The 20,755-nt window shown below is 43.5% G+C and carries 18 protein-coding genes and 2 pseudogenes; 5 read left to right on the forward strand and 15 right to left on the reverse strand.

Features of this window, described 5'->3' with window-relative positions; all coding sequences use genetic code 11:
- Window positions 1–9: 9 nt before the first annotated feature.
- From pntA to AB4161_RS03875, 3 genes are all read right to left on the reverse strand, one after another.
- A complete protein-coding gene (gene pntA / locus AB4161_RS03865; protein ID WP_372082843.1) occupies window positions 10–1,557 on the reverse strand; it encodes a Re/Si-specific NAD(P)(+) transhydrogenase subunit alpha in 1,548 nt (515 codons plus the stop codon).
- A 300-nt stretch (window positions 1,558–1,857) separates the two neighbouring features.
- Window positions 1,858–2,139 carry an HlyU family transcriptional regulator gene (locus AB4161_RS03870; protein WP_004731023.1) on the reverse strand — a complete coding sequence of 94 codons (282 nt, stop codon included), beginning with the start codon at window positions 2,137–2,139 and terminating at the stop codon, window positions 1,858–1,860.
- A 40-nt stretch (window positions 2,140–2,179) separates the two neighbouring features.
- Window positions 2,180–2,548, reverse strand: a complete 369-nt coding sequence (locus tag AB4161_RS03875; RefSeq protein WP_017060104.1) for a late competence development ComFB family protein — start codon at window positions 2,546–2,548, stop codon at window positions 2,180–2,182.
- 476 nt (window positions 2,549–3,024) lie between these two features.
- Here AB4161_RS03875 and AB4161_RS03880 point away from each other — a divergent pair, with 476 nt between their 5' ends.
- Window positions 3,025–4,266, forward strand: coding sequence for a GGDEF domain-containing protein (locus AB4161_RS03880; RefSeq protein ID WP_065584948.1), 1,242 nt, complete (start codon window positions 3,025–3,027; stop codon window positions 4,264–4,266).
- Window positions 4,267–4,410: 144 nt separating this feature from the next.
- Here the strand turns inward: AB4161_RS03880 and AB4161_RS03885 are convergent, their stop codons facing one another.
- Window positions 4,411–5,421: a Solitary outer membrane autotransporter beta-barrel domain gene (locus tag AB4161_RS03885; RefSeq protein WP_029235232.1), complete on the reverse strand. Its 1,011-nt coding sequence runs from the start codon at window positions 5,419–5,421 to the stop codon at window positions 4,411–4,413.
- Window positions 5,422–5,499: 78 nt separating this feature from the next.
- On the reverse strand, window positions 5,500–6,471 hold the full coding sequence (locus AB4161_RS03890; protein ID WP_170967997.1) for a diguanylate cyclase: 972 nt from the start codon (window positions 6,469–6,471) through the stop codon (window positions 5,500–5,502).
- 131 nt (window positions 6,472–6,602) lie between these two features.
- Here AB4161_RS03890 and AB4161_RS03895 point away from each other — a divergent pair, with 131 nt between their 5' ends.
- Window positions 6,603–7,040 carry a DUF3069 domain-containing protein gene (locus AB4161_RS03895; protein WP_017060108.1) on the forward strand — a complete coding sequence of 146 codons (438 nt, stop codon included), beginning with the start codon at window positions 6,603–6,605 and terminating at the stop codon, window positions 7,038–7,040.
- A gap of 311 nt (window positions 7,041–7,351) precedes the next feature.
- On the opposite strand, the gene modC is transcribed toward AB4161_RS03895, so the two are convergent.
- The 4 genes from modC to AB4161_RS03915 are packed head-to-tail and all read right to left on the reverse strand — an operon-like array spanning window position 7,352 to window position 11,435.
- Window positions 7,352–8,458 (reverse strand): molybdenum ABC transporter ATP-binding protein ModC, encoded by a 1,107-nt coding sequence (gene modC / locus AB4161_RS03900; RefSeq protein ID WP_372082844.1) that lies wholly within the window; start codon window positions 8,456–8,458, stop codon window positions 7,352–7,354.
- Window positions 8,455–9,153 carry a molybdate ABC transporter permease subunit gene (modB, locus tag AB4161_RS03905; protein ID WP_017060110.1) on the reverse strand — a complete coding sequence of 233 codons (699 nt, stop codon included), beginning with the start codon at window positions 9,151–9,153 and terminating at the stop codon, window positions 8,455–8,457. The genes modC and modB overlap by 4 nt, the downstream gene beginning before the upstream one ends.
- Window positions 9,154–9,912 (reverse strand): molybdate ABC transporter substrate-binding protein, encoded by a 759-nt coding sequence (modA, locus tag AB4161_RS03910; protein ID WP_372082845.1) that lies wholly within the window; start codon window positions 9,910–9,912, stop codon window positions 9,154–9,156. It lies immediately after the preceding gene.
- Window positions 9,913–9,968: 56 nt separating this feature from the next.
- Complete coding sequence (locus AB4161_RS03915) at window positions 9,969–11,435, reverse strand: cobyric acid synthase (RefSeq protein WP_372082846.1); 1,467 nt, start codon at window positions 11,433–11,435, stop codon at window positions 9,969–9,971.
- Window positions 11,436–11,713: 278 nt separating this feature from the next.
- On the opposite strand from AB4161_RS03915, the gene AB4161_RS03920 reads away from it, so the two are divergent.
- Both AB4161_RS03920 and AB4161_RS03925 read left to right on the forward strand, forming a co-directional pair.
- Window positions 11,714–12,091, forward strand: a complete 378-nt coding sequence (locus tag AB4161_RS03920) for a YgiW/YdeI family stress tolerance OB fold protein (RefSeq protein ID WP_048608277.1) — start codon at window positions 11,714–11,716, stop codon at window positions 12,089–12,091.
- A 98-nt stretch (window positions 12,092–12,189) separates the two neighbouring features.
- The gene (locus AB4161_RS03925) at window positions 12,190–12,714 is read left to right on the forward strand and encodes a hypothetical protein (protein WP_372082847.1); all 525 of its coding nucleotides are present in this window, start codon (window positions 12,190–12,192) and stop codon (window positions 12,712–12,714) included.
- Window positions 12,715–12,882: 168 nt separating this feature from the next.
- On the opposite strand, the gene AB4161_RS03930 is transcribed toward AB4161_RS03925, so the two are convergent.
- The 4 genes and pseudogenes from AB4161_RS03930 to AB4161_RS03945 form a co-directional block, all read right to left on the reverse strand.
- Window positions 12,883–14,490, reverse strand: coding sequence for an ABC-F family ATPase (locus AB4161_RS03930; RefSeq protein ID WP_080582218.1), 1,608 nt, complete (start codon window positions 14,488–14,490; stop codon window positions 12,883–12,885).
- A 323-nt stretch (window positions 14,491–14,813) separates the two neighbouring features.
- A complete protein-coding gene (locus tag AB4161_RS03935) occupies window positions 14,814–15,500 on the reverse strand; it encodes an ATP-dependent zinc protease (RefSeq protein ID WP_017069095.1) in 687 nt (228 codons plus the stop codon).
- A gap of 11 nt (window positions 15,501–15,511) precedes the next feature.
- Window positions 15,512–16,696 (reverse strand): amino acid aminotransferase, encoded by a 1,185-nt coding sequence (locus AB4161_RS03940; RefSeq protein ID WP_017060118.1) that lies wholly within the window; start codon window positions 16,694–16,696, stop codon window positions 15,512–15,514.
- Window positions 16,697–16,929: 233 nt separating this feature from the next.
- A pseudogene (locus AB4161_RS03945) lies at window positions 16,930–17,649 on the reverse strand (AraC family transcriptional regulator); the annotation flags it as partial.
- On the opposite strand from AB4161_RS03945, the pseudogene AB4161_RS03950 reads away from it, so the two are divergent.
- Window positions 17,648–17,797: pseudogene (locus AB4161_RS03950) on the forward strand (MATE family efflux transporter); the annotation flags it as partial. The pseudogenes AB4161_RS03945 and AB4161_RS03950 sit on opposite strands and share 2 nt — an antisense overlap.
- 104 nt (window positions 17,798–17,901) lie before the next feature.
- Here the strand turns inward: AB4161_RS03950 and nrdG are convergent.
- The gene (gene nrdG / locus AB4161_RS03955; protein ID WP_017069098.1) at window positions 17,902–18,372 is read right to left on the reverse strand and encodes an anaerobic ribonucleoside-triphosphate reductase-activating protein; all 471 of its coding nucleotides are present in this window, start codon (window positions 18,370–18,372) and stop codon (window positions 17,902–17,904) included.
- Between the two features lie 155 nt (window positions 18,373–18,527).
- Window positions 18,528–20,648, reverse strand: a complete 2,121-nt coding sequence (nrdD, locus tag AB4161_RS03960; RefSeq protein ID WP_048613547.1) for an anaerobic ribonucleoside-triphosphate reductase — start codon at window positions 20,646–20,648, stop codon at window positions 18,528–18,530.
- Window positions 20,649–20,755: the final 107 nt, after the last annotated feature.

The following is a 20,755-nucleotide window of genomic DNA, read 5'->3' on the forward strand; positions in this document are numbered from 1 at the left end:
TGTTACTCCTTAGTCTTTACGGAACATTTCAAGCATACGTTTGGTCACGGTAAAGCCACCAAAGATATTGATACTTGCAATTAATACGGCAATAAATGATAAGAACGTGACGACGCCACTTCCTTGTCCGATCTGTAACAGTGCACCTACTACAATGATGCCTGAAATCGCGTTAGTCACGGACATCAAAGGCGTATGCAGAGAATGGCTTACATTCCAAACTACGTAATAACCCACCACACAAGCGAGAACAAAAACGGTAAAGTGAGATAAGAACGCAGCTGGAGCAACCGAAGCTACCCAAGCGAATGCACCAACAGCTACCGCCATACCCGCCACTTTCTTAATTGGAGAAACAGGTTCTTCAACTTTAGGCTCTGGTTTGGCCGCTTTTGGCTTAGCTTGTTGTGGTTGAGCTGAAACTTGAATTGGTGGAGCTGGCCAAGTGACCTCGCCCTCTTTAACCACAGTAACACCACGCAGAACAACATCTTCAAAGTCGATTTTGATGTTGCCATCTTTCTCTTTGCAAAGCAGTTTCAGAAGGTTAACTAGGTTCGTTGCATACAGTTGAGATGATTGAGTCGGCAGTCGACCAACCATATCAGTGTAACCAACCACCTTCACACCATTAGCCGTTGTAATGACTTGATCCGCAACCGTGTATTCACAGTTACCGCCATTGGCCGCCGCAAGGTCTACAATCACACTACCTGCACTCATGCTGTCTACCATCTCTTTGGTAATCAGCTTCGGAGCCGGGCGACCTGGAATCAGCGCCGTAGTAATGATGATATCAACGTCTTTTGCTTGAGCTGCATAAAGCTCTTCCGCTTTCTTATTGAATGCTTCAGACATCTCTTTTGCGTAGCCGTCACCAGCACTGGTGTCTTCCTTGAAATCCACTTCCAAGAATTCAGCGCCCATCGACTCAACTTGTTCTTTAACTTCAGGACGAACATCGAATGAACGAACGATCGCACCTAAGCTACCCGCAGCGCCGATTGCCGCTAGTCCAGCAACACCAGCACCTGCAACCAGTACTTTTGCTGGTGGAACTTTACCCGCAGCCGTAATCTGGCCCGTGAAGAATCGACCAAACTCATGCGCCGCTTCAACAACAGCACGATAACCCGCGATGTTTGCCATAGAACTCAATGCATCTAACGCCTGAGCTCTTGAAATTCGTGGTACAGAATCCATCGCCATCACGTTGATGTTACGACTGGACAATTGTTCCATTAACTCTGGATTTTGAGCAGGCCAAATAAAGCTGACCAATGTTGCGCCATCTTTAAGAAGATCGATTTCATTTTTAGACTCGTCAACGATCGGAGCGTTAACTTTAAAGATAATATCGGATTTCCAAGCTTCATCTGCGGTGACAACTTTTGCTCCAGCTTGTTCATAAGCTGCATCTTCAAAACTTGCTAACGCACCTGCTTGTGATTCAACACAAACTTCAAATCCTAATTTTAGAAGCTGTTCTACCGATTTCGGCGAAGCAGCGACTCGCGTTTCACATGCGAGCGTTTCTCTTGGTACACCAATTTGCATAGCTATTCCTTGACTATTGGCACGAATGACTTATTCGTTTGTATCTAACGACAACTAATACTTCAAGCGTTTTGTTCAAAGAACAGGAAAAGTTATTACTTATAACGATTTGGACGGAATTTGAGCGCTTCATTCGGATAAATGACGACCGTCTCGAACCAAGAGGTCAAACCACTTGCAAATAATCCTTTTAATAACAACTCACTAGCTGTTCTTTATCCATAAAACTAAAAAGAGCTTTCAGCATATACACTGAAAGCTCTCTAAATTATGACCAACATCAATTCTAACCCTAATTGGTTAGCTAAATATATTGTCGCCCATTTGGTCGATGAACATCTGCGATTTTTTGAGCATCAATTCATCGGCATCTTGTTTGTTTGAAACAACATCTGAACGAATAAAACGGTGAGTTTTGATTTCACCATCGAATTCTTTCTCGATTCGCCCAGCAACACGGTATTGACCAGATTCTGCAATGGCATCTTGATAGATATTGAAACCCTTATATTCGACTGGCTCAATCTCTACTTTTTGTTCGGTTTTTTCTTTGCCACCAAATAATCTAGAAAAGAATCCCACGTTTTTTTACTCCTTAAATGACCGTATTCACCCTAAACTATCATGACTGTTTACGGTTCAACAACGGCTTTTCATACCATTGCAATTCTACGTCATCGTCAAAATTGTGTTGACTAAATATAACAGGCACATTGTCGTCACGTTCACGTCTTCGATCGTCAATAATCATACTTTCTGCATTTTTGACCGCGATCTCACTATTGCGTTTATAGAGCACCAATTTGTCTTCTGGCAATGCTGACAGAAAATCGATATCAAAACGAATATAGATAGGTTTTAGCTGGCCCAAAGCCAAGCACGCGAGATCGGCCAACTGTTCGTTGGTATAACTAGACACATATTCCTCGGTAGCCAATACATGACCGACCAGAGTTTCCATATAGTTATGTACATCAACACTAATTTGCATACCACACCTCCATTTGTAGCGATTTTTCTAGTCGCAGTCGTTTCTAAAGTCACTTGAAACCATGCAATTCCAAATAGCTTTCTATAACTCAGTTATAGGTTTTACTGTCCATAGTTGAAACTTAGGCATTATTTAATCTTACTCTGACTTCATTACAGATCTTCGTCGCTTAATGAAAAGGTCACTCAATGATAACTGATCATCAAGCCCTTTAAGTGACAGCGCCAACGTAAGAGCAGCAGAGCAGATTTTATTAAGTATCTATAACGACTAATTAATTTCTCATATATACTGTGTAGTTCGTTCTAAGGTTAATAGCAACTCAAAATACATATAAAAATGATTGCACCAATAGCGACCTATGACTATGTTTTTGCTCTAATTTAGGCAAAAAGCTTGGCAATCGCTTGTTTAACCGTATCCTACGCATAGTATTAAATAATAAGATCATCAATATAGTTAGGCTCACCACATAAATGGCATCATCTTTTGTAACGTCGAGCATGTTTCGATTTTGCTTCCCTTTAGTCCTGTTAACAATTTTGCTCGTTGGTATGGACAACGTCATTCTCGTGACGGACTCAAATTTAGGGTTTGCTAGCAACCTCCCTTACATTTTATTGAGCGTTGCGGTTCTGCTATGCCATACGTTCAGACAAGGTCGAATGGCGATGGTATCGGTGACCATGCTTGTCGCTTATCTGATCATCCAAGTTCGCTTACAAACGCCTCTCAATACTGGCACAACGCTATTAGAGCTCTCGTTACTTGCGGCATTAGTACCTGTCACTTGCTTACTTGTTTATGCCTTCCCTGATAACGGCGTAAACTCAAAGTCGATGCTGCTCTACGCCATCGTTCTTGTTCTGTTTATGGTGTGGGCACAATTGATCGTCTCTCACTTCCATGCCGGCGGTTTTGAATCATGGAGTGATGGTCTTCTATTTATTGTCAGAGACTTCTCCAAACTGCCTTTTGTTTTGGTGTTGTATAGCCTTTGCTTACTTGGCCTTACTGCCATTCTCGTGTTGGTGTATAACCGCTCTATCGATGTTGTGGTTTATAGCGCTATCCTGCTTTCTTCTTGCACGTTCATCTTCTTCGATATTCAGTACATCTCGAGCACCATGTTCTCGCTGTCAGGCACACTGATCATCGTCTATGTGATGTCTGCTAGTCATGATATGGCCTTTAACGACCAACTGACTAACATTCCAGGTCGACACGCCTTAGAAGTCGATATGAAGCACTTAGGGCGTAAGTATTCGATGGCGATGGTCGATATCGATCACTTTAAGCAATTCAACGACACCTACGGCCATGACATTGGCGACGATGTGTTAAAACTGGTGGCGCGTATTCTGAGGGAAACCACAGGCGGCGCTAAAGCTTATCGCTATGGTGGAGAAGAGTTCACGATTATCTTCAAAGGCAAACATTCGGAACAAGTTAAAGAGCACCTTCAAGCTCTGATTTCCGAAGTTCAAAACTACGACATGACGATTCGGAATAGCCATGAGCGCCCCGACGATCATGAAGTGGGTATGAAAAAGCGTGGCAAGAACGGTAAACCATCGGAAGTGGTGAATGTGACGGTGAGTATTGGATTGTCTGATAGTACAACCACCAGACATCCTGAAGAGGTATTGAAGCTTGCTGACCAAGCGCTGTATAAAGCGAAAGAAACCGGTCGAAACAAATTATGTATTGACCGTTAACGATGGTTAAAAGCTAAAGATATTAAGTACTAGAGATCTAAATAGCTTAAGCCATTAATAGCGAACTGCTTCAATAACTATCACTTCCAAGTTCAACGAGCCTCATTGATTTGAGACCGTATGGGCTTAACTGGAAAAAAGAGCTTAATCTTGGTTGAAGAATATAACCAAGCTGCCACCTTTTAAGCTACTTCCGTAGTTAATCGTAAAACCTATTCCCACGTTATCGACCCACTCATTAAACAGGTTTGGGTTAAGCAACCAACCAACACTGCCCTCGTAGTAAGATGTGGTGCCCATAGATGCCACGGTGTCACCACCAATATCAATTCGTCTTATACTCGAGTACATCGAAGTGATGTTCTTATCCCAACGCACGAGATCATAGAAAACCTTGGCTTCATTGGCGATATACCACCCTTCAGGATGACCGACATTGCCATTATTCGCCTCGCCCCAGCCGATGCCATTAAAGTAATGCCAACTGGTGCTCAATTTATACTTTCCCCAGTCATTCTTATCTTCGTACATCAGCTTGATTTTAGGCTCGATGATGTAAGCCCAAGCATCAGTATTGAGATATACGCCATCCAGTTGGTCTTGAATAGGCTTTAGCAACGAAGCGCGATATTCATAATCATTGCGGTAGTAAGAGATGTGGTTACCGATTGCAGAGCTGAAGCTCCAATATTCGTCTAGCTGGGACACATTCGCGAATTCGACGTAGCCAGACACTACCGACTCTTTTTGAAAATCGTTTCTGTTTGCTGCCGCGTACTCTACATCGTTCTCGATTCGCAATGCAGACAAGCGTAGCGTCACCTCTTGATGGTTGTCTTCGATGTAACTTGGTAATTCAAATGTGTAAGGCAAACTCAGGGAGGTGATGTTTTGGCGACGACTTACCGAATCATTCGAACCGATGTCTTCATTGTCCAAACTAAACACTTTATTGGGGTCAAAGTTATTGATACCAAAAGTGAAAACATCGGTGTCGTTGAGCAATACACTGGTGGCAAAGCTCTGCTCTAGATCCTTTCGAAAAAGATCAGATAGCGTATTGGCATTAACAGTGGTCGCCAAAGCGGTAAAAAATAGAGGAACCGCAAGCGTCCAAGATGTGTTAGTCATAGAAAATGACTTCGAATGTGGCATTTCTTTTATCACTTAAAGCACTTCCTAGCTCAAACGCTATTAGAAGTATAAATTCAAATATCTAAAAGAGCTCGCCAACTAACGCGCAAGCTCCAAAATGTTACGTTGTACAAAGGTATTTCTACCACTTTGCTTCGCTTGATAAAGCGCTTGATCGACCTTTTCGTAAATAGACGCAATAGATTCGCCACCTTCTGGTACAAATGACAACACACCTTGTGACACTGTCACTCTATCCGATACCGTTGAGTGGTCATGAGCGTAGTTCATCTCATGCAATGCCTCTTTAACTCGAGTCGCGTGTACCTTAGCGCCTTCACTGTCTGTGTCGCTAAGAATCAGAACAAACTCTTCACCGCCATAACGACCGACAAACTCTCCCGCACGAACAAACAGCTGTTTCAAGGTATTAGCAAGCCCTTGTAAGCACTTATCCCCTTGAATATGACCATAATTATCGTTGTAAGGCTTAAAGAAGTCTACATCTAGAAGTATGACTGTCATGGATATATTACGTCTTCCGTGCCACGCTATGCTCTCTTCAAGCTTAGTATCCATATATCGACGGTTATACAATTTGGTCAGGCCATCTTCGTTGGCTTGTTGCTGCAGAAGGATGTTCAGTTCTTCGAGTTTGGCTGTGCTTTGTTTTAGCTCTCGTCTCATGTGCGCGATACGTTGCATCGCAATCAGCTTAGAATTCAAAACAACCTTGTTTACTGGCTTGATCAGGTAATCATCGCCACCAGCGTCAATCGCTTTTGCGATCATCTCAGGTTCTTCGTGACCACTAAGAAAGATGATGGGAACCCATTCTGGGAATCGGCTTCGAACCTCATTCGCCACTTCAAAACCATCCATATCAGGCATGCTGATATCAAGTAACACGAGTTCAGGATCAAAATCAGAATAAACACTCAGGGCTTCTTTTCCGCTACCGACAGCTTCTACAATATGACCCAGTTGCTTGAGTCGGATAGCAAGTTGCATCCTGTCTAGTTGAACGTCATCAACCAGCAATATGCGCATTGAAGATCCCTTTTCTATCATCACATCACCTTTATCTAGTGTTGAATATTCAAAGTAGCTCAAATTTGGGCTTAAATCATGCCCTAATCTCTATATTATATTGACTTTTTTACAGATCTTTTTAGCATTGTTTCTTTTTAAAGAGAAATACTATGTCAGACGCTACAAACAACGAACAACAAGAAATCGATTTAACCACCATCTCACCAGAACTTCGTCAAGTTATCGAATTTGATGGCGTACCAAAAGAGATGCACTTTATGGTTACTTCTATTCACGAAGTGTCTGAAGAAGCAGTACGCGAAGCTTGGGATAGTCTTCCAGCAAGCGCACAAAATGTTTTAGACAACTTCGAGCAGTTCCACGCTCTAATCTCAGTTAGCCAAGCTTTCGCTGGTGTTAACGTGATGGAAGAGTTCCCTACTCTTAAACTTCCAGAAGACATGTCTGACGAAGAAAAAGAAGAGTACCGTGCTCAACTGCTAGACCAAGTTCTACACAACTGTGTAAAAGACATGGTTAAACAAATCAAGAAAGCTCGTCGTGATGCAATCTTGAAGCGTGATTTCAAAGAAGTTTTTACTAAGTAAGTCGCTAGTCGCCTAAACTAGGCTAAGCGCTATCAGTACTACTTAGAATTAAGCCGCATGTTTCTTTAAACACGCGGCTTTTTTATATCCGCTATTTTCTGTTCGTCGATCGTTACGTCTGTATGTTCTTGTTGCTAATGTTCATATGATTCGACAAATCATATGCTTCAACACTCATATAGTGTGGCGCAAAACTGGCAGTTATACCGTATAAAAATGACGCATGTATCCATTCATGGAATCAAGACCGAATTTTCAGAACCTATAACAGGCAGTATCGCGGCAATATCGAAAAACTGACCTTGTCAGGTTTAATGCGTTACCACGATATCTCTTTGAGCGACACTCACACCTTTAATTTGAGCGTAAACACGCTGCCCGATTTCTAGATTTAACTCATCCAGCGCCCACAATGTAATGGTTGCCCATAGGTAGCACCCAGACTCTAACTCTAACTCGACCTCGACACTCTGCTTATTTGTGCCTTGTTGGTGCGTCTCTACGCTTTTAATGGTGACAGGAAGGATGTTACGTATAGAAGTCCCTTTCGGCCATTCTAGCGTGATAGAGACATCATTTGCCCTAACTTGCAGCCTCACTGTCGTACCAAGCTCACTCGATACTTTCTGAACCCATAACGACGTCGACTTTCCTAGCATCAGGCGAGACAGCGCATAATCGTCATTGTGTTCCGCTAATGTCGCTTCAAACAACGAGCTTTGCTCTGAGAAAGATTGCCAAGGTTGCATGGCTCTCGATGCCCAAACCTCTTCCGTCACACCCGACGAAATCACTTTGCCTTGGTCAATAATCACAAGGTGATTTGCCAAGCGTAAAATTTCATTGAGGCTATGAGTGACATAGATGATCGGTATTTGGACGGTTTCGGATAAGTTTTCCAGAAATGGCATCACTTCGCGCTTACGAGGCAAGTCGAGAGACGCTAAAGGCTCATCCATCAACAAAATGCTCGGCTTTGATAACAAAGCGCGGCCAATCGCCACACGTTGCTTCTCACCGCCAGACAAACGAGCTGGGTATCGGTCAAGCAATGAACCCAAAGACAACAGCGAGACTATTTGCTCAAAGTGCGCTTGATCGACGCTTTTCATACCGTATTTAAGGTTCGCTGCCACCTTCATATGTGGAAACAATCGCGACTCTTGGAACACATAACCGACGTTGCGTTTGTGAGTCGGCAAATTAATGCCATTTTCACTATCGAACAGTGTGGTTCCAGATACGCTGATCAGACCTTTATCGGGCTGTTTAAGGCCACTGATTGCATTGATAAGTGAGGTTTTACCCGCGCCAGAACGACCAAAAATTGCCGTAATGCCGCTACTTGGTAATTCCAAGTCGATATCAAAGAAGGTTTCACCAAGTTGTTGTTGATATTGGAGGATCAAAGCACTCATGCATTGCCTCCCAAGCGTTGTGCTGACTTTTTGTTGAGCCACTCAGATAGCATCAATGAACCCAGCGCTATCACAATAGAAATGACACACAAACGCGCGGCTTCCATTTCAGCGCCAGGGGTTTCAATAAAGGTATACATAGCCAAAGGAATGGTTTGAGTTTCACCGGGAATATTTGAAACGAAGCTGATGGTCGCGCCAAACTCCCCTAGGCTTCTTGCGAATGAAAGCATGGTGCCGGTAATGACCCCTGGGATCATCAAGGGTAAAGTGATCGTGAAAAACACACGAAGAGGTGAAGCGCCTAATGTAGCAGCCGCCTCTTCAAGCTTACTGTCTACGGTTTCTAGGCTCAATCTAATAGAGCGAACCATCAGCGGCAACGCCACAACCACACAAGCGAGTGCCGCGCCCTTCCAGCTAAAGCTGAATACAATACCAAACACGTCATTGAGCCACGAACCTATGATACCTTGCCTGCCCATCATCACTAGCAGTAAATAGCCAATAACCACAGGTGGAAGTACCAAAGGTAAATGGACAATGCTCTCTACAATGCTTTTGCCTACAAATTGTTTCTTAGCAAGTAACCATGCTAAACCAATGCCGATTGGGATAAGCCACAAGATGGCAAACCCAGCGACTTTTAAGCTCAGCATTAAGGCTTGGTATTCGTATTCCGATAAATACATCATTTAACGCACTTCAAATCCAAAACTGTTCAAGGTGTCTTTCGCTTTTTCGCTCTTTAGGAAAGTATAGAACTCTTCTGCAACGATTTTATCGCTCAACTTCGCTACAGGGTAACGTATTGGCGTGTGCAGATCTGATGGGAAGGTCGACACTAGGTTTACTTCTTTAGAAAGCAACGCATCCGTTTTGTAGACAATGCCAAGCTTAGCTTCACTGCGCTCGACTAAGGCTAAAGCCATACGAACATTGTTACTTGGTGCTAATCGAGTCTTCACATCGTCCCATACACCTAACGTTTCTAACGCTTCTTTCGCATAGATACCAGCAGGAACCGATATGGTGTTACCCACTGCAAGTCTCTCATTAGTAAGCAGTTCAGCCCATTGTTCACCTTTTGATAGGTCTAACGTTACCGATGTCTCTTTAGGAGCAATCAGCACCAGTTCGTTTTCACATAGGTTTGTGACATTGTCACTAGAAACTAATTTACGGTCGACTAAATGTGTCATCCATTTCTCATTTGCCGAGATAAAAATGTCTGCTGGTGCTCCTCTTTCAATTTGTCGCACCAAAGACGACGTACTCGCATACACAGGAATCACATCGACAGAATGGCCTTTCTCAAACTCTTCAACCAACAGATTAACCGCATTGGTCATCGACGATGCAGCGTAAACTCGTAGCTTTTCCGCAGCAAAAAGATGACTAGAACTCAATGCCGAAGTTAAAGCCATGGTTAAAAGGAAGACTCGCTTTTTCATTGTTATCACTTATCTATTGTTCGTTTAAGTTCTTTAGCTAACTTCTAAATGGCGGCTTAAGCTGTTAACTCTGGCCAAAGCAGATCAAGATTTAAGTACTCTTCGATGGCATCAGCGATTCGATTAATACCCAGCTCTTTAAGCTGTTCGTGGTCAATCGCGGTCACATCGTTGGCTCCTGCCCATTCGCAAATAAGCGACAACGCATCACTGTTGTCGAATACGCCATGCAAGTAAGTACCAAAAATCGAGTTATCTTGATTCACAGCGCCATCTAGGCTGCCAGATTCTAACTGAACCGGTAAGGCTGTTTCTTTGACATCAGTCCTACCTACGTGGATTTCATACCCTTTTACTTGTGCTGTTTTGCCATCCAGCGTCATGGTGCCGCGTACGTTGGTTAAGGTTTTCTGCTGTGTAAGGGTCGTTTCAGTATCCAGATACCCTAACCCTTCGCTGCTGCCGGGTTCCCCTTCAACGCCATCAGGATCGTGGATGATGTTACCTAACATTTGGTAGCCACCGCAGATACCCATCGCTTTGCCGCCTAAGCGCAGGTGGCGTTGAATATCTTTATCCCAGCCTTGTTCTTTTAGGTAATCCAAATCTGCTCTTACCGACTTTGTACCCGGCAAGATAATTAAATCAGCATTGTTTACACGTTCGCCTTTACCGACATAACGTAAATCAATCGAAGGATTCAATCTTAACGCGTCAAAGTCTGTATGGTTGCTGATTCGGGTTAGCACTGGCACCGCCACCTTAAGCTTAGCTTCTCCGTAAGACTCTTGAGCAGAGGTAATGGCATCTTCCGCTTCTAAGTTAAAACCATGCAGATATGGCAAAACACCAATGACTGGCTTGCCGGTTTTTTCCTCTAGCCAATCTAGGCCAGATTGAAGCAGTGCGATATCGCCTCTAAAACGATTTATCACAAAGCCTTTTACACGAGCTTGTTCAGATTCAGACAATAGAGCTAATGTCCCGTAGAGATGCGCAAAAACGCCACCACGGTCAATATCAGCAACGATGATCACAGGGATGTCCGCTTTCTCAGCAAATCCCATGTTAGCGATATCATTTTCACGAAGATTGATTTCGGCTGGGCTCCCCGCACCTTCAATCATCACGCTTTCATATTCTTCAGAAAGTCGGTCAAACGAATCGATAACTGTATCCATCGCCACTTTCTTGTAATCATGATAACCCGTCGCTTCCATGTTGCTCAGCGCTCGGCCTTGCAAAATCACTTGCGCGCCGGTATCTGAGTTGGGCTTTAGCAATACAGGGTTCATGTGAACGGTTGGCTCTATATTACAAGCTTGCGCCTGAACCGCTTGAGCACGGCCAATTTCGCCACCATCTTTTGTCACAGCACTGTTCAACGCCATGTTTTGTGGCTTAAAAGGTGCCACTTTGATTCCTTTCCTTGCCAAAACACGGCATAAACCTGCCACCAAAACACTTTTTCCGGCATCTGACGTTGTCCCTTGAACCATAAGGGCACTTAATGGTGCTCGCATTTGTACTTAAATCCTTAATTTCTTAATTTTCAATTTATAGCTGTGGGCAATATTTCTCTGCGACCATCTTAACGTCATTGCCGAGTAGATGCTCAATAAAATGAATGGAAAATGAATGTGTTACTCACTCTGGATTCAACCCCAGTGTTGTTTAATAGCTCCATCGAAACGAAGCTTGTGAACGATAACAGGCGCTTCAACAAAAAACGTACTAACGAAAAGAAACGTTTCAAATTCAGAAAAACGTTTCTACTAAAAACAACATTAAGGGATTCACCATGAAAAAAACTGTATTAGCTATCGCATCTACTATTATCCTTGCTCCTACTTTCGCAATGGCTAGTGACCACAACAGCAACAAGCACGAAAGCGCTATTGCTTATACTGGCCCAATTGAAACCGTTTCTGTTGCGACACTACTTGCCGACACAAGCATGTTCGCAGAGCAAGAAGCAATTGTGGATGGCAAGATCGTTCGTCAACTTAAGAATGACACGTTTGTCTTCTCTGATGGCCAGAGTGAAATTCAAATCGAACTTGATGATGATATCCGCCTAGCACAACCACTGACCGCTGATACAAAAGTTCGTATCTTCGGTGAATATGAAGGTGGTAAGACACCTGAAATCGAAGTGGACCACATCCAGGTTCTATAAGCGATTAATATAAAAATACCGACTTCAAATAATTGGCCTGCATATTGCAGGCTTTTTTGTATTATACTGCCGAAAAATATAATTTATATGGAGTCACCATGCCAAGTTGTACGAACAAGACTGCCCTTTTAGGGCTAGCTGCACTGTGTTCATTCTCTGCGTCTGCAAACAACTTTAACTACAACACATTCGAGCTGCGCATGGGAGCAAGTCCGAGCACTTTTGGTGGAGAAATAACCACTCTATTCACGCAAAATGCGCACTTTATTGGGCGTGCGGATAGTGGTTTTGAAAACGATTGGGATATTGCTGCAGGTGTAGGTTTTAACGGCCCTGTTAGTCAATTTGCTGATATTTATGGCCAAATGTTATTGCATAATATAGAACGTCATGACGAAAATAATATCAAAACTGAAGTTAACCTAGGAATCAAAGCCTGGATCGTTGCTAACGTTGAAGTCAATGCTCGATTTGGCCAACTGATTGATACCGATAACAGTAAATCTATCGTTGGTTTTGGTGCTCGTTTTCACTCAACAGATCAACTGTCTGTTGGTGTAGATCTGCGTAATAACGGCACTTACGGCCACCAAATCTTAATGTCGGCTCGATTCGGATTCTAATCTAGATTTCGTATCTAGGTTTTATTGATAAGCTTAGGTTTAGTTACTGAGTAATAAATAGCTAAACATATTACATAGAAAAGCCCCGAACATATTAATGTTCGGGGCTTTTTTGTTTGTTAGTTTCGCTGGCTTTTAGTCGTTCACGACCTGAGCCAGCGACTTGCTTTATAAGCTAACCATCAGCATCTTTTTCTGGTGATCTAAGTACTCTTCATAAGTACCTTGGAAGCTCACTAGCTGTTGATCTTTTACATCGATGATGTGTGTTGCTAATGAAGAAACGAACTCTCGGTCATGGCTTACGAAGATAAGCGTGCCAGTGTAAACCTTCAACGCGTCGTTCAGGGCTTGGATTGCTTCCATGTCCATGTGGTTGGTTGGTTCGTCCATTACAAGCACGTTGATGTCTTGCATCATTAGCTTGCCGAATAACAGACGGTTCTTCTCACCACCAGAACAGTTACGCGCTTTTTTGTTCGCATCGTCAGCAGTAAACAATAGGCGACCTAGAATGCCACGTACCATAAGGTCATCGTGCTTCACTGTGCGCCATTGTGAGATCCAATCGAAGATGCTCAGGTCGTTATCAAAGTCAGACGTACTATCTTGTGGGCAGTAGCCTACAGATGCGTTTTCAGACCATTTTACGATACCTTCGTTTTGCTCTAGCTCTTGAACTAGGCAACGTAGCAGCGTGGTTTTACCTACACCGTTCTCACCGATAACCGCAAGACGAGTACCCGCTTCAAGCAGCAAGTTACCACCGGCAAACAATGTTTCGCCATCGAAGCCGTGACCAAGGTCTTGAAGTTCAAGCGCTTGACGGTGTAGTTTCTTACCTTCGCCAAAATCAATAGATGGGCTCATACGGCTCGATGATTTCACTTCATCAAGCGTGATCTTATCCATTTTCTTGGCACGAGAGCTTGCTTGTTTTGCTTTAGATGCGTTAGCACCAAAACGGTTTACGAAATCTTGAAGCTCGCTGATTTCAGCCGCTTTCTTAGCGTTGCTTGCTAAAAGCTGTTCACGAATCAAGCCAGATGCTTCTAGGAAGTACTCGTAGTTACCAGGGTAGACACGTAGCTCACCGTAGTCGATGTCTGCCATGTGTGTACACACAGAGTTCAGGAAGTGTCTATCGTGCGAAATGATGATCATTGTACATTTACGCTGGTTTAGCTCTTCAGCAAGCCAGTTGATCGTGTGAATGTCCAAGTTGTTGGTTGGTTCATCAAGAAGCAGGATATCTGGGTTTGCAAACAGAGCTTGTGCCAATAGCACACGCAGTTTCCAACCTGGAGCTACTTGCTGCATCAAGCCGAAATGGAACTCTTCTTCAATACCCGCTTGAATTAGGATGTCGCCAGCACGGCTTTCTGCTGTGTAGCCATCCATTTCCGCGAATTCACTTTCAAGTTCTGCGACTTTCATGCCGTCGTCTTCGCTCATTTCTGGCAAAGAGTAAATGCGGTCACGTTCTTGTTTTACTTCCCAAAGTTTTCTGTCGCCCATGATCACAACGTCGATAACGCTGTACTGTTCGAAAGCGAACTGATCTTGGCTTAGCACACCCAGTTTTTCTCCTGGAGTGATAGAAACGTTGCCCGAGCTTGGCGTTAATGCGCCACTTAGGATTTTCATGAACGTTGATTTGCCGCAACCATTAGCGCCGATCAAACCATAACGGTTGCCGTTACCAAATTTAGCAGAGATGTTTTCAAACAGCGGCTCTGCGCCAAATTGCATTGTGATGTTCGCGGTAGATATCAAAGAACTAATTCCTAAGCGTGTACTGACAGATAATTATTAGGCTATTTCAAGAACCTAAATAAGAAGTACGAAAGTATGGATTAAACAAAAATCGAAGCGCGGATTATATAGAGATCTCGATCACGTTGTCGAGGCTAAACAGTAAACGAATAGTAAACATAGACCATTTAGATGCTTTTCATACGTTATGGGGTGTAAATAAAAAAATCCCCACCAGCAGAACTGGTAGGGATTTCATTTATCAACACTAAAAGTCTTTTAAGCTCGTCACCTTTGAAACTATAGCTCTTCAAACGAAAAGCTTTGATGACGAGCAGAACTTGTTATTTAGTAATTTTCTTCTGAACGTATTTTTTGCTCACGTCGACAACCGCAACATCTCTAAAGAAGCTTCTACCCAACAGAAGTGGGAAAGAAAGATGCGTTCGGTCGGCTAGCGTAAATTCAGTTTTGTCTTTTAGATCGCCAATTTGAATCGAAGCTACAACCACAGCGCGTCGTTGTGTGCCTTCTGCGCTTGATTGCTTGATCTTAACCCAGCGTTCTACTGGTAAGCTGATCTCTTCAGTTGTAATTCCGTCGTGTTCAATCTTGAACTTAACCCAGTCTTTGCCGTCACGTTCAAAATCAACAATATCAACTGCACTGATTGAAGAGGTTGTTGCACCGGTATCGACACGTGCTTTAAACGCTTCTTTTAAACCAGGAACAAACACCCACTCTTCTTCACCAAGAATCAGTTTGCCGTCACTTGTTTTTCTAACCTTCTCTACTGGTTTTTCAACAGGTGCAGGTTTTACTTCCGGCTCAGTTGGTTTTACTTCTTCAGGCTTCTCAGTAGGTTCCGTTACTTTCTCGCCTTCTGTTGCGTCAGTTTTTGAAGAGTCATCCACAACAGGTTGTTCGATTTGAGGCTTTTGCTCTGGCTCAACAGGAGCTTGAGTTGTAGCCGAACAAGCAAACAGGCCACCACTTAGCATTAAAACTACAATCGCTTTCCAATTATACATTCAGTCACCTTCTATTTTGAAACGTTTGCTATCGCTTTTGCTACATAAGGAATATGAGATTCGGAAAGGCCTGCGATATTGATGCGTCCATCACCAACACCATAGACTCCATATTCTTCACGTAATTGATTCATTTGAGTTTCTTTAAAGCCTAGTACACTAAACATGCCTTTATGGCTTTCAATGAAGTCAAATTGTGACGTGTTATAAGTATTTCGCAATTCATCACATAAACTTTGGCGCAGATTTAACAAACGTTGCTGCATTTCACTCAATTCTTGCTTCCAAATCGAGGTTAGCTCTTGATTCTGAAGAATTGTTTTAACCAAAGCTGCACCATGATCTGGCGGCATTGTGTAAGTTGAACGAGCAAGCGTTAGAAGCTTACCTTTAGCATTGCCAACGTGTTCGCTGTTTTTGCCAATCACGATAGCGGCACCCGTTCTTTCACGGTATAAACCGAAGTTCTTCGAGCAAGATGTCGTAATCAACATCTCTTCGACGTTGTTAGCCATGTGTTGAAGACCTTTTGCGTCTTCTTCTAAGCCATCACCAAAGCCTTGGTAAGCAATATCAACGAACGGCAAGAAGCCATTTTTCTGCGATAGTTTGGTAATTTCCTGCCACGCCTCAAAGTCGATATCCGCACCCGTTGGGTTATGACAGCAACCGTGCAGTAGTACCACATCTGATGGACCCGCTTTTGAAAGGTCATCCAACATTCTTGCAGTATCAACTTGCTTCGTTTCAGGACTGAAGTAATTGTAATATCGAACTTTTAAGCCTGCCGCTTCCATCACCGGTTTGTGGTTAACGTAGCTTGGGTTTGAAATCCAAACCGTGGTGTCTGGTTGAGAAACTTTCATTAAGTCACCCAACATGCGAAGTGCACCACTTGCACCCGGTGTTTGAATCGCAGCAACGCGATCCATTGCAGAAGTCCCTTTAAGCAGCAGATCAACCATGCTCTGGTTGAACTCTTCACAGCCTGCTAGGCCAACGTAAGCTTTGGTTTTCTGCGTTTCAACAACGATATCTTGAGCCATAGAAACGGCTTTCATGATCGGAGTTTCGCCTTGATCGTTTTTGTAAACGCCAATGCCTAAGTCGACTTTATCAGTACGAGTATCGCCGCGGTAAGCAACAGAAAGAGATAAAATTGGATCTAAAGTTGGTTTTGGTAGATGTGAAAACATGAAAGTCACAACCCTTTGAAATTCAAGTAATGGATTTCACGTTAACATTTTCGGACTAAAATCAGAAACATTTTTTAATAGAAGCGCTTAGTTACCATAAGTAATCAGAGATTGGTCGTTTCAAACGGATAAATAGTGCAAATTTCAAACACCTAATGACCCATTACACAATTCGAATCGCTTTATTTCTATGCGTCTTATGTTCCTATCTTCTTATGTTTGCATGTGCCCAATTACGATTGAGCACTCTGTTTGAATTGTCTTGGTGTCATTCCTGACCACACCTTAAAGCGAGTGCTAAAGTTAGCTGCATTCGGGTAACCCACGATCTCGCCAATATGTTGAATCGACCAATCACTCGATTTCAACAAACGAGCTGCGTATTCCATTCTCATACGCATAATATGAGTCATCGGGCTATGAGAATAATAACGTTGGCACAAGCGATGGAAGTGCGGCTCTGAACACGGAAATAGGTTTGCTAGCTCATGCACGTTCCACTCTTTATGAAGCTGTTTTTGCACGCTGTTGAACACACGTCTCAAGCGAATCAAATTTCGAGATTGTTGCTGCGGGACGGGAGCATTAATCATGAATTCTATTTGCGCTACGCTGTGAATGGCAATCGCTCCCCCAAAATCGATAGGCAGTGCAATGCTTCTCAATAGAGTGTGAATGCACGACGAGACGACTTCTGCGGCCGGAGACAACGTGTAACTCACTTCATCACTCACTACTTTATCCCATTGCTTATCTGGCGAGAGAAAGATCCATGCGATTTGCCATGTCTCTTCTTCAATCCCAAAGCCATTCTCAACGCCTGCAGGCACAGTAATGCACGACCCCGGCTCTAGAATATAGCGACACGCCCCACTTTCTAACCACCCTTTGCCCCTAACCGTGTATAGCAGCATGTGTTTCTGTGGATTCTTCCGATGGACAGAAAAGAAATCTGCGCTGGTGTTGGGTTGGCCGCTAGAATGGGTGTTGATGATTGTGTTACTGGAGGAGTTAGCGAAGATCGCTTTAACTAGCCAGCGAATTCACTCTAAGAAATGGATCAACAATCTAATCGACGAGCCTGAGCACATTCCTATATAAACAGGCGATAGATTCAAAGAACTCACACCCAAGGGCTGATTTGTAGCATTGCGCTAACGATGAAGCCCTTTTTCGTTTACGAGTGTGCAAAGTCACGACAGCAGTTATATATCAGTAAATCGATGGATGATTTGGTTTGAACTACCACGCCAATCCAACATTGGATCCGCTTTATCTTGCTCAAAACGACCATCAATCAAAGTATCTACATATTCAAGTACTTGCCTCTGCTTTTCGTCGAGTTCGTCGAGCTCGTAGCCCGTCCACATCCAGATGTCTTTGCCTTCACATTCTGCTTTTACACGCTGAACAAGCTTAAGCACTTCAGATACATTTGCAGGATGAAGAGGATCACCACCAGAAAGTGACAAGCCACGACGCTTAATTCGCGGATCATTGAGATCAGCGATAATGTGGTCTTGCAGTTCTTGAGTAAACAAATGCCCAGAGTCCAACCTTTGCGTCGATTGGTTATAACACCCGCGACACTGGTGTACACAACCCGACACAAACAAAGTGCAGCGTGTTCCTGGGCCATTTACAACGTCGATTGGGTGATATTGGTGATAATTCATAAGGCAGTATTGAGAACTCGTGATGGCTTAATGGTTTAACTCGAAAAGTAGCGAGAGTTGAAACAAATGAATTGGTATCGACATAGCGCCGATACCAATCATATTTCTTGAAACGTAGCTCTTCTAAGTAAGCTAGCTAATAATCTTAGAGCTTACTAAAGATGCTTCACTCGGCGTTTAACTTCTTCTTGCTTACCGAAGTTAAATGGTCGTGCATCTGGACTACCAAGGTAACCACAAACACGGCGTGTTACCGATACTTTGGTTGAGTCGTGGTTGCCACACTTAGGACACGTAAAGCCCTTGCTTGTACAGTCAAACTCACCGTTGTAACCACATTCGTAACACTCATCAATTGGTGTATTCGTGCCGTAGTAAGGTACGCGTGTGTAGCTGTAATCCCATACGTTTTCTAGTGCTTCGATGTTCTTCTGCATGTTCGGGAATTCACCGTAACAAATGAAACCACCGCTAGAGATTTCTGGATAAGGCATCTCAAAATCGATCTTGTCGTATGGGTTCACTTTCTTCTGCACATCTAGGTGGAAGCTGTTGGTGTAGTAACCACGGTCTGTTACACCATCAATCACACCAAATTCTTTAGTGTCGATGCTGCAGAAACGGCTACATAGGTTTTCACTTGGTGTGCCGTATAGGCTGAATGCGTAACCTGTCTCTTTCGTCCAAGATTCCACTTCACGCTTCATGTATTCCACCAGCTCAAGCGCTTTAGCACGCATTTCGCCGTCGTCGTACAAGTGAACGTCTGTGCCGTAAAGCGCAGTCATTGCTTCGTGGATACCGATGTAACCAAGAGAAACAGACGCACGACCGTTCTTGAAGATGTCTGCAATAGAGTCGTCTGCTTTTAAGCGAACGCCACACGCACCTTCCATGTATAGGATTGGAGCAACACGCGCTTTCACGTTTTCTAGACGAGAAATACGAGTTTCTAGCGCACGACGAGCTAGCTTAAGTTTTTCATCAAGCAGTTCGTAGAACTTAGTCATATCTTGTTTTGCGTTAATCGCAATACGTGGCAAGTTCAGGCTAACAACACCTAAGTTGTTACGGCCTTCATGAATCAACTCACCGTTTTCTTCGTAAGTATTCAAGAAGCTACGGCAGCCCATAGGCGTTTTAAATGACCCTGTCACTTCTACTACTTTGTCGTAGTTAAGAATGTCTGGGTACATACGCTTAGACGCACACTCAAGCGCTAATTGCTTGATGTCGTAGTTTGGATCTTGCTTCTGGTGGTTCAAACCATCTTTGATTGCAAACACCAGTTTAGGGAATACCGCTGTTTTGCGGTTCTTACCCAAACCTGCGATGCGGTTCTTCAAGATAGATTGCTGGATAAGTTTTGAACCCCAACTTTCGCCTAGACCAAAACCAAACGTAACGAATGGTGTTTGACCGTTAGCCGTGTGTAGCGTGTTTACTTCGTATTCCAAAGATTGGAACGCGTCGTAACACTCTTTCTCGGTACGAGAGATAGCAAAAGCTTCTGGGCTATGAATGTCCCACTCTTTCGCTAAAGATAAGTGCTTTTCGTAACTCGCCATCACGTAAGGTTCTAGAACCTCGTCGATACGGTTAATCGTTGTACCGCCATAAATGTGGCTCGCCACTTGCGCGATGATCTGCGCAGTTACCGCTGTCGCTGTAGAAATTGACTTAGGTGTGTCGATTTCCGCATTACCCATCTTGAAGCCATGCGTTAACATGCCTTTCAAGTCGATAAGCATACAGTTAAACATTGGGAAGAACGGTGCGTAATCTAGATCGTGGTAGTGAATGTCACCACACTCGTGAGCTTGTACGATGTCACGCGGCAAAATGTGAGTTTTTGCATAGTGTTTAGCCACGATACCCGCCAGCAAGTCACGCTGAGTTGGGATAACTTTACCGTCTTTGTTGGCATTCTCATTGATCAGATCAACATTGCTTTCTTCGATCAAACCTTCGATCTCGCGAGTTAAAGCGCTTTGCTTCTCACGGGCGATGTCACGGTCATGACGATATTCAATGTAGGCACGAGCCAGAGACTTATAAGGTCCCTGCATTAGCTCGTTCTCGACCATAGTTTGAATTTCAGAGATATGAACTTCATCGTAGTCTTCGAGCTTCAACTCAACTGCTAATGCCACATTCAGTGCATAAATAGCAATTTCCTTATCGGCTTTGTCTGATGCTGCTTCCACTGCAGCTTGGATGCGATCTCTACTGAATGGAGCTCTTGAGCCATCACGCTTGATTACGATTGATTTCACCACTTCTCCTTACTCTTGAGGTATTCACAGACTTATCCACAAACACACTATATAGAGCGATTTATCGTTTAACTAACACTAGATATTGTGGCGTATTTAACGAGAAC

Source organism: Vibrio sp. 10N.286.51.E5, assembly GCF_041469125.1.
GTDB classification, from domain to species: domain Bacteria; phylum Pseudomonadota; class Gammaproteobacteria; order Enterobacterales; family Vibrionaceae; genus Vibrio; species Vibrio crassostreae_C.

What these genes read in the sequence shown, in the direction of transcription:
- pntA (WP_372082843.1), bottom strand. Translation starts at nt 1,557, where the DNA reads ATGCAAATTGGTGTACCAAGAGAAACGCTCGCATGTGAAACGCGAGTC.
- AB4161_RS03875 (WP_017060104.1), bottom strand. Translation starts at nt 2,548, where the DNA reads ATGCAAATTAGTGTTGATGTACATAACTATATGGAAACTCTGGTCGGT.
- AB4161_RS03880 (WP_065584948.1), top strand. Translation starts at nt 3,025, where the DNA reads ATGGCATCATCTTTTGTAACGTCGAGCATGTTTCGATTTTGCTTCCCT.
- AB4161_RS03885 (WP_029235232.1), bottom strand. Translation starts at nt 5,421, where the DNA reads ATGCCACATTCGAAGTCATTTTCTATGACTAACACATCTTGGACGCTT.
- AB4161_RS03890 (WP_170967997.1), bottom strand. Translation starts at nt 6,471, where the DNA reads ATGATAGAAAAGGGATCTTCAATGCGCATATTGCTGGTTGATGACGTT.
- AB4161_RS03895 (WP_017060108.1), top strand. Translation starts at nt 6,603, where the DNA reads ATGTCAGACGCTACAAACAACGAACAACAAGAAATCGATTTAACCACC.
- modC (WP_372082844.1), bottom strand. Translation starts at nt 8,458, where the DNA reads ATGAGTGCTTTGATCCTCCAATATCAACAACAACTTGGTGAAACCTTC.
- modB (WP_017060110.1), bottom strand. Translation starts at nt 9,153, where the DNA reads ATGATGTATTTATCGGAATACGAATACCAAGCCTTAATGCTGAGCTTA.
- modA (WP_372082845.1), bottom strand. Translation starts at nt 9,912, where the DNA reads ATGAAAAAGCGAGTCTTCCTTTTAACCATGGCTTTAACTTCGGCATTG.
- AB4161_RS03915 (WP_372082846.1), bottom strand. Translation starts at nt 11,435, where the DNA reads ATGCGAGCACCATTAAGTGCCCTTATGGTTCAAGGGACAACGTCAGAT.
- AB4161_RS03920 (WP_048608277.1), top strand. Translation starts at nt 11,714, where the DNA reads ATGAAAAAAACTGTATTAGCTATCGCATCTACTATTATCCTTGCTCCT.
- AB4161_RS03925 (WP_372082847.1), top strand. Translation starts at nt 12,190, where the DNA reads ATGCCAAGTTGTACGAACAAGACTGCCCTTTTAGGGCTAGCTGCACTG.
- AB4161_RS03935 (WP_017069095.1), bottom strand. Translation starts at nt 15,500, where the DNA reads ATGTATAATTGGAAAGCGATTGTAGTTTTAATGCTAAGTGGTGGCCTG.
- AB4161_RS03940 (WP_017060118.1), bottom strand. Translation starts at nt 16,696, where the DNA reads ATGTTTTCACATCTACCAAAACCAACTTTAGATCCAATTTTATCTCTT.
- nrdG (WP_017069098.1), bottom strand. Translation starts at nt 18,372, where the DNA reads ATGAATTATCACCAATATCACCCAATCGACGTTGTAAATGGCCCAGGA.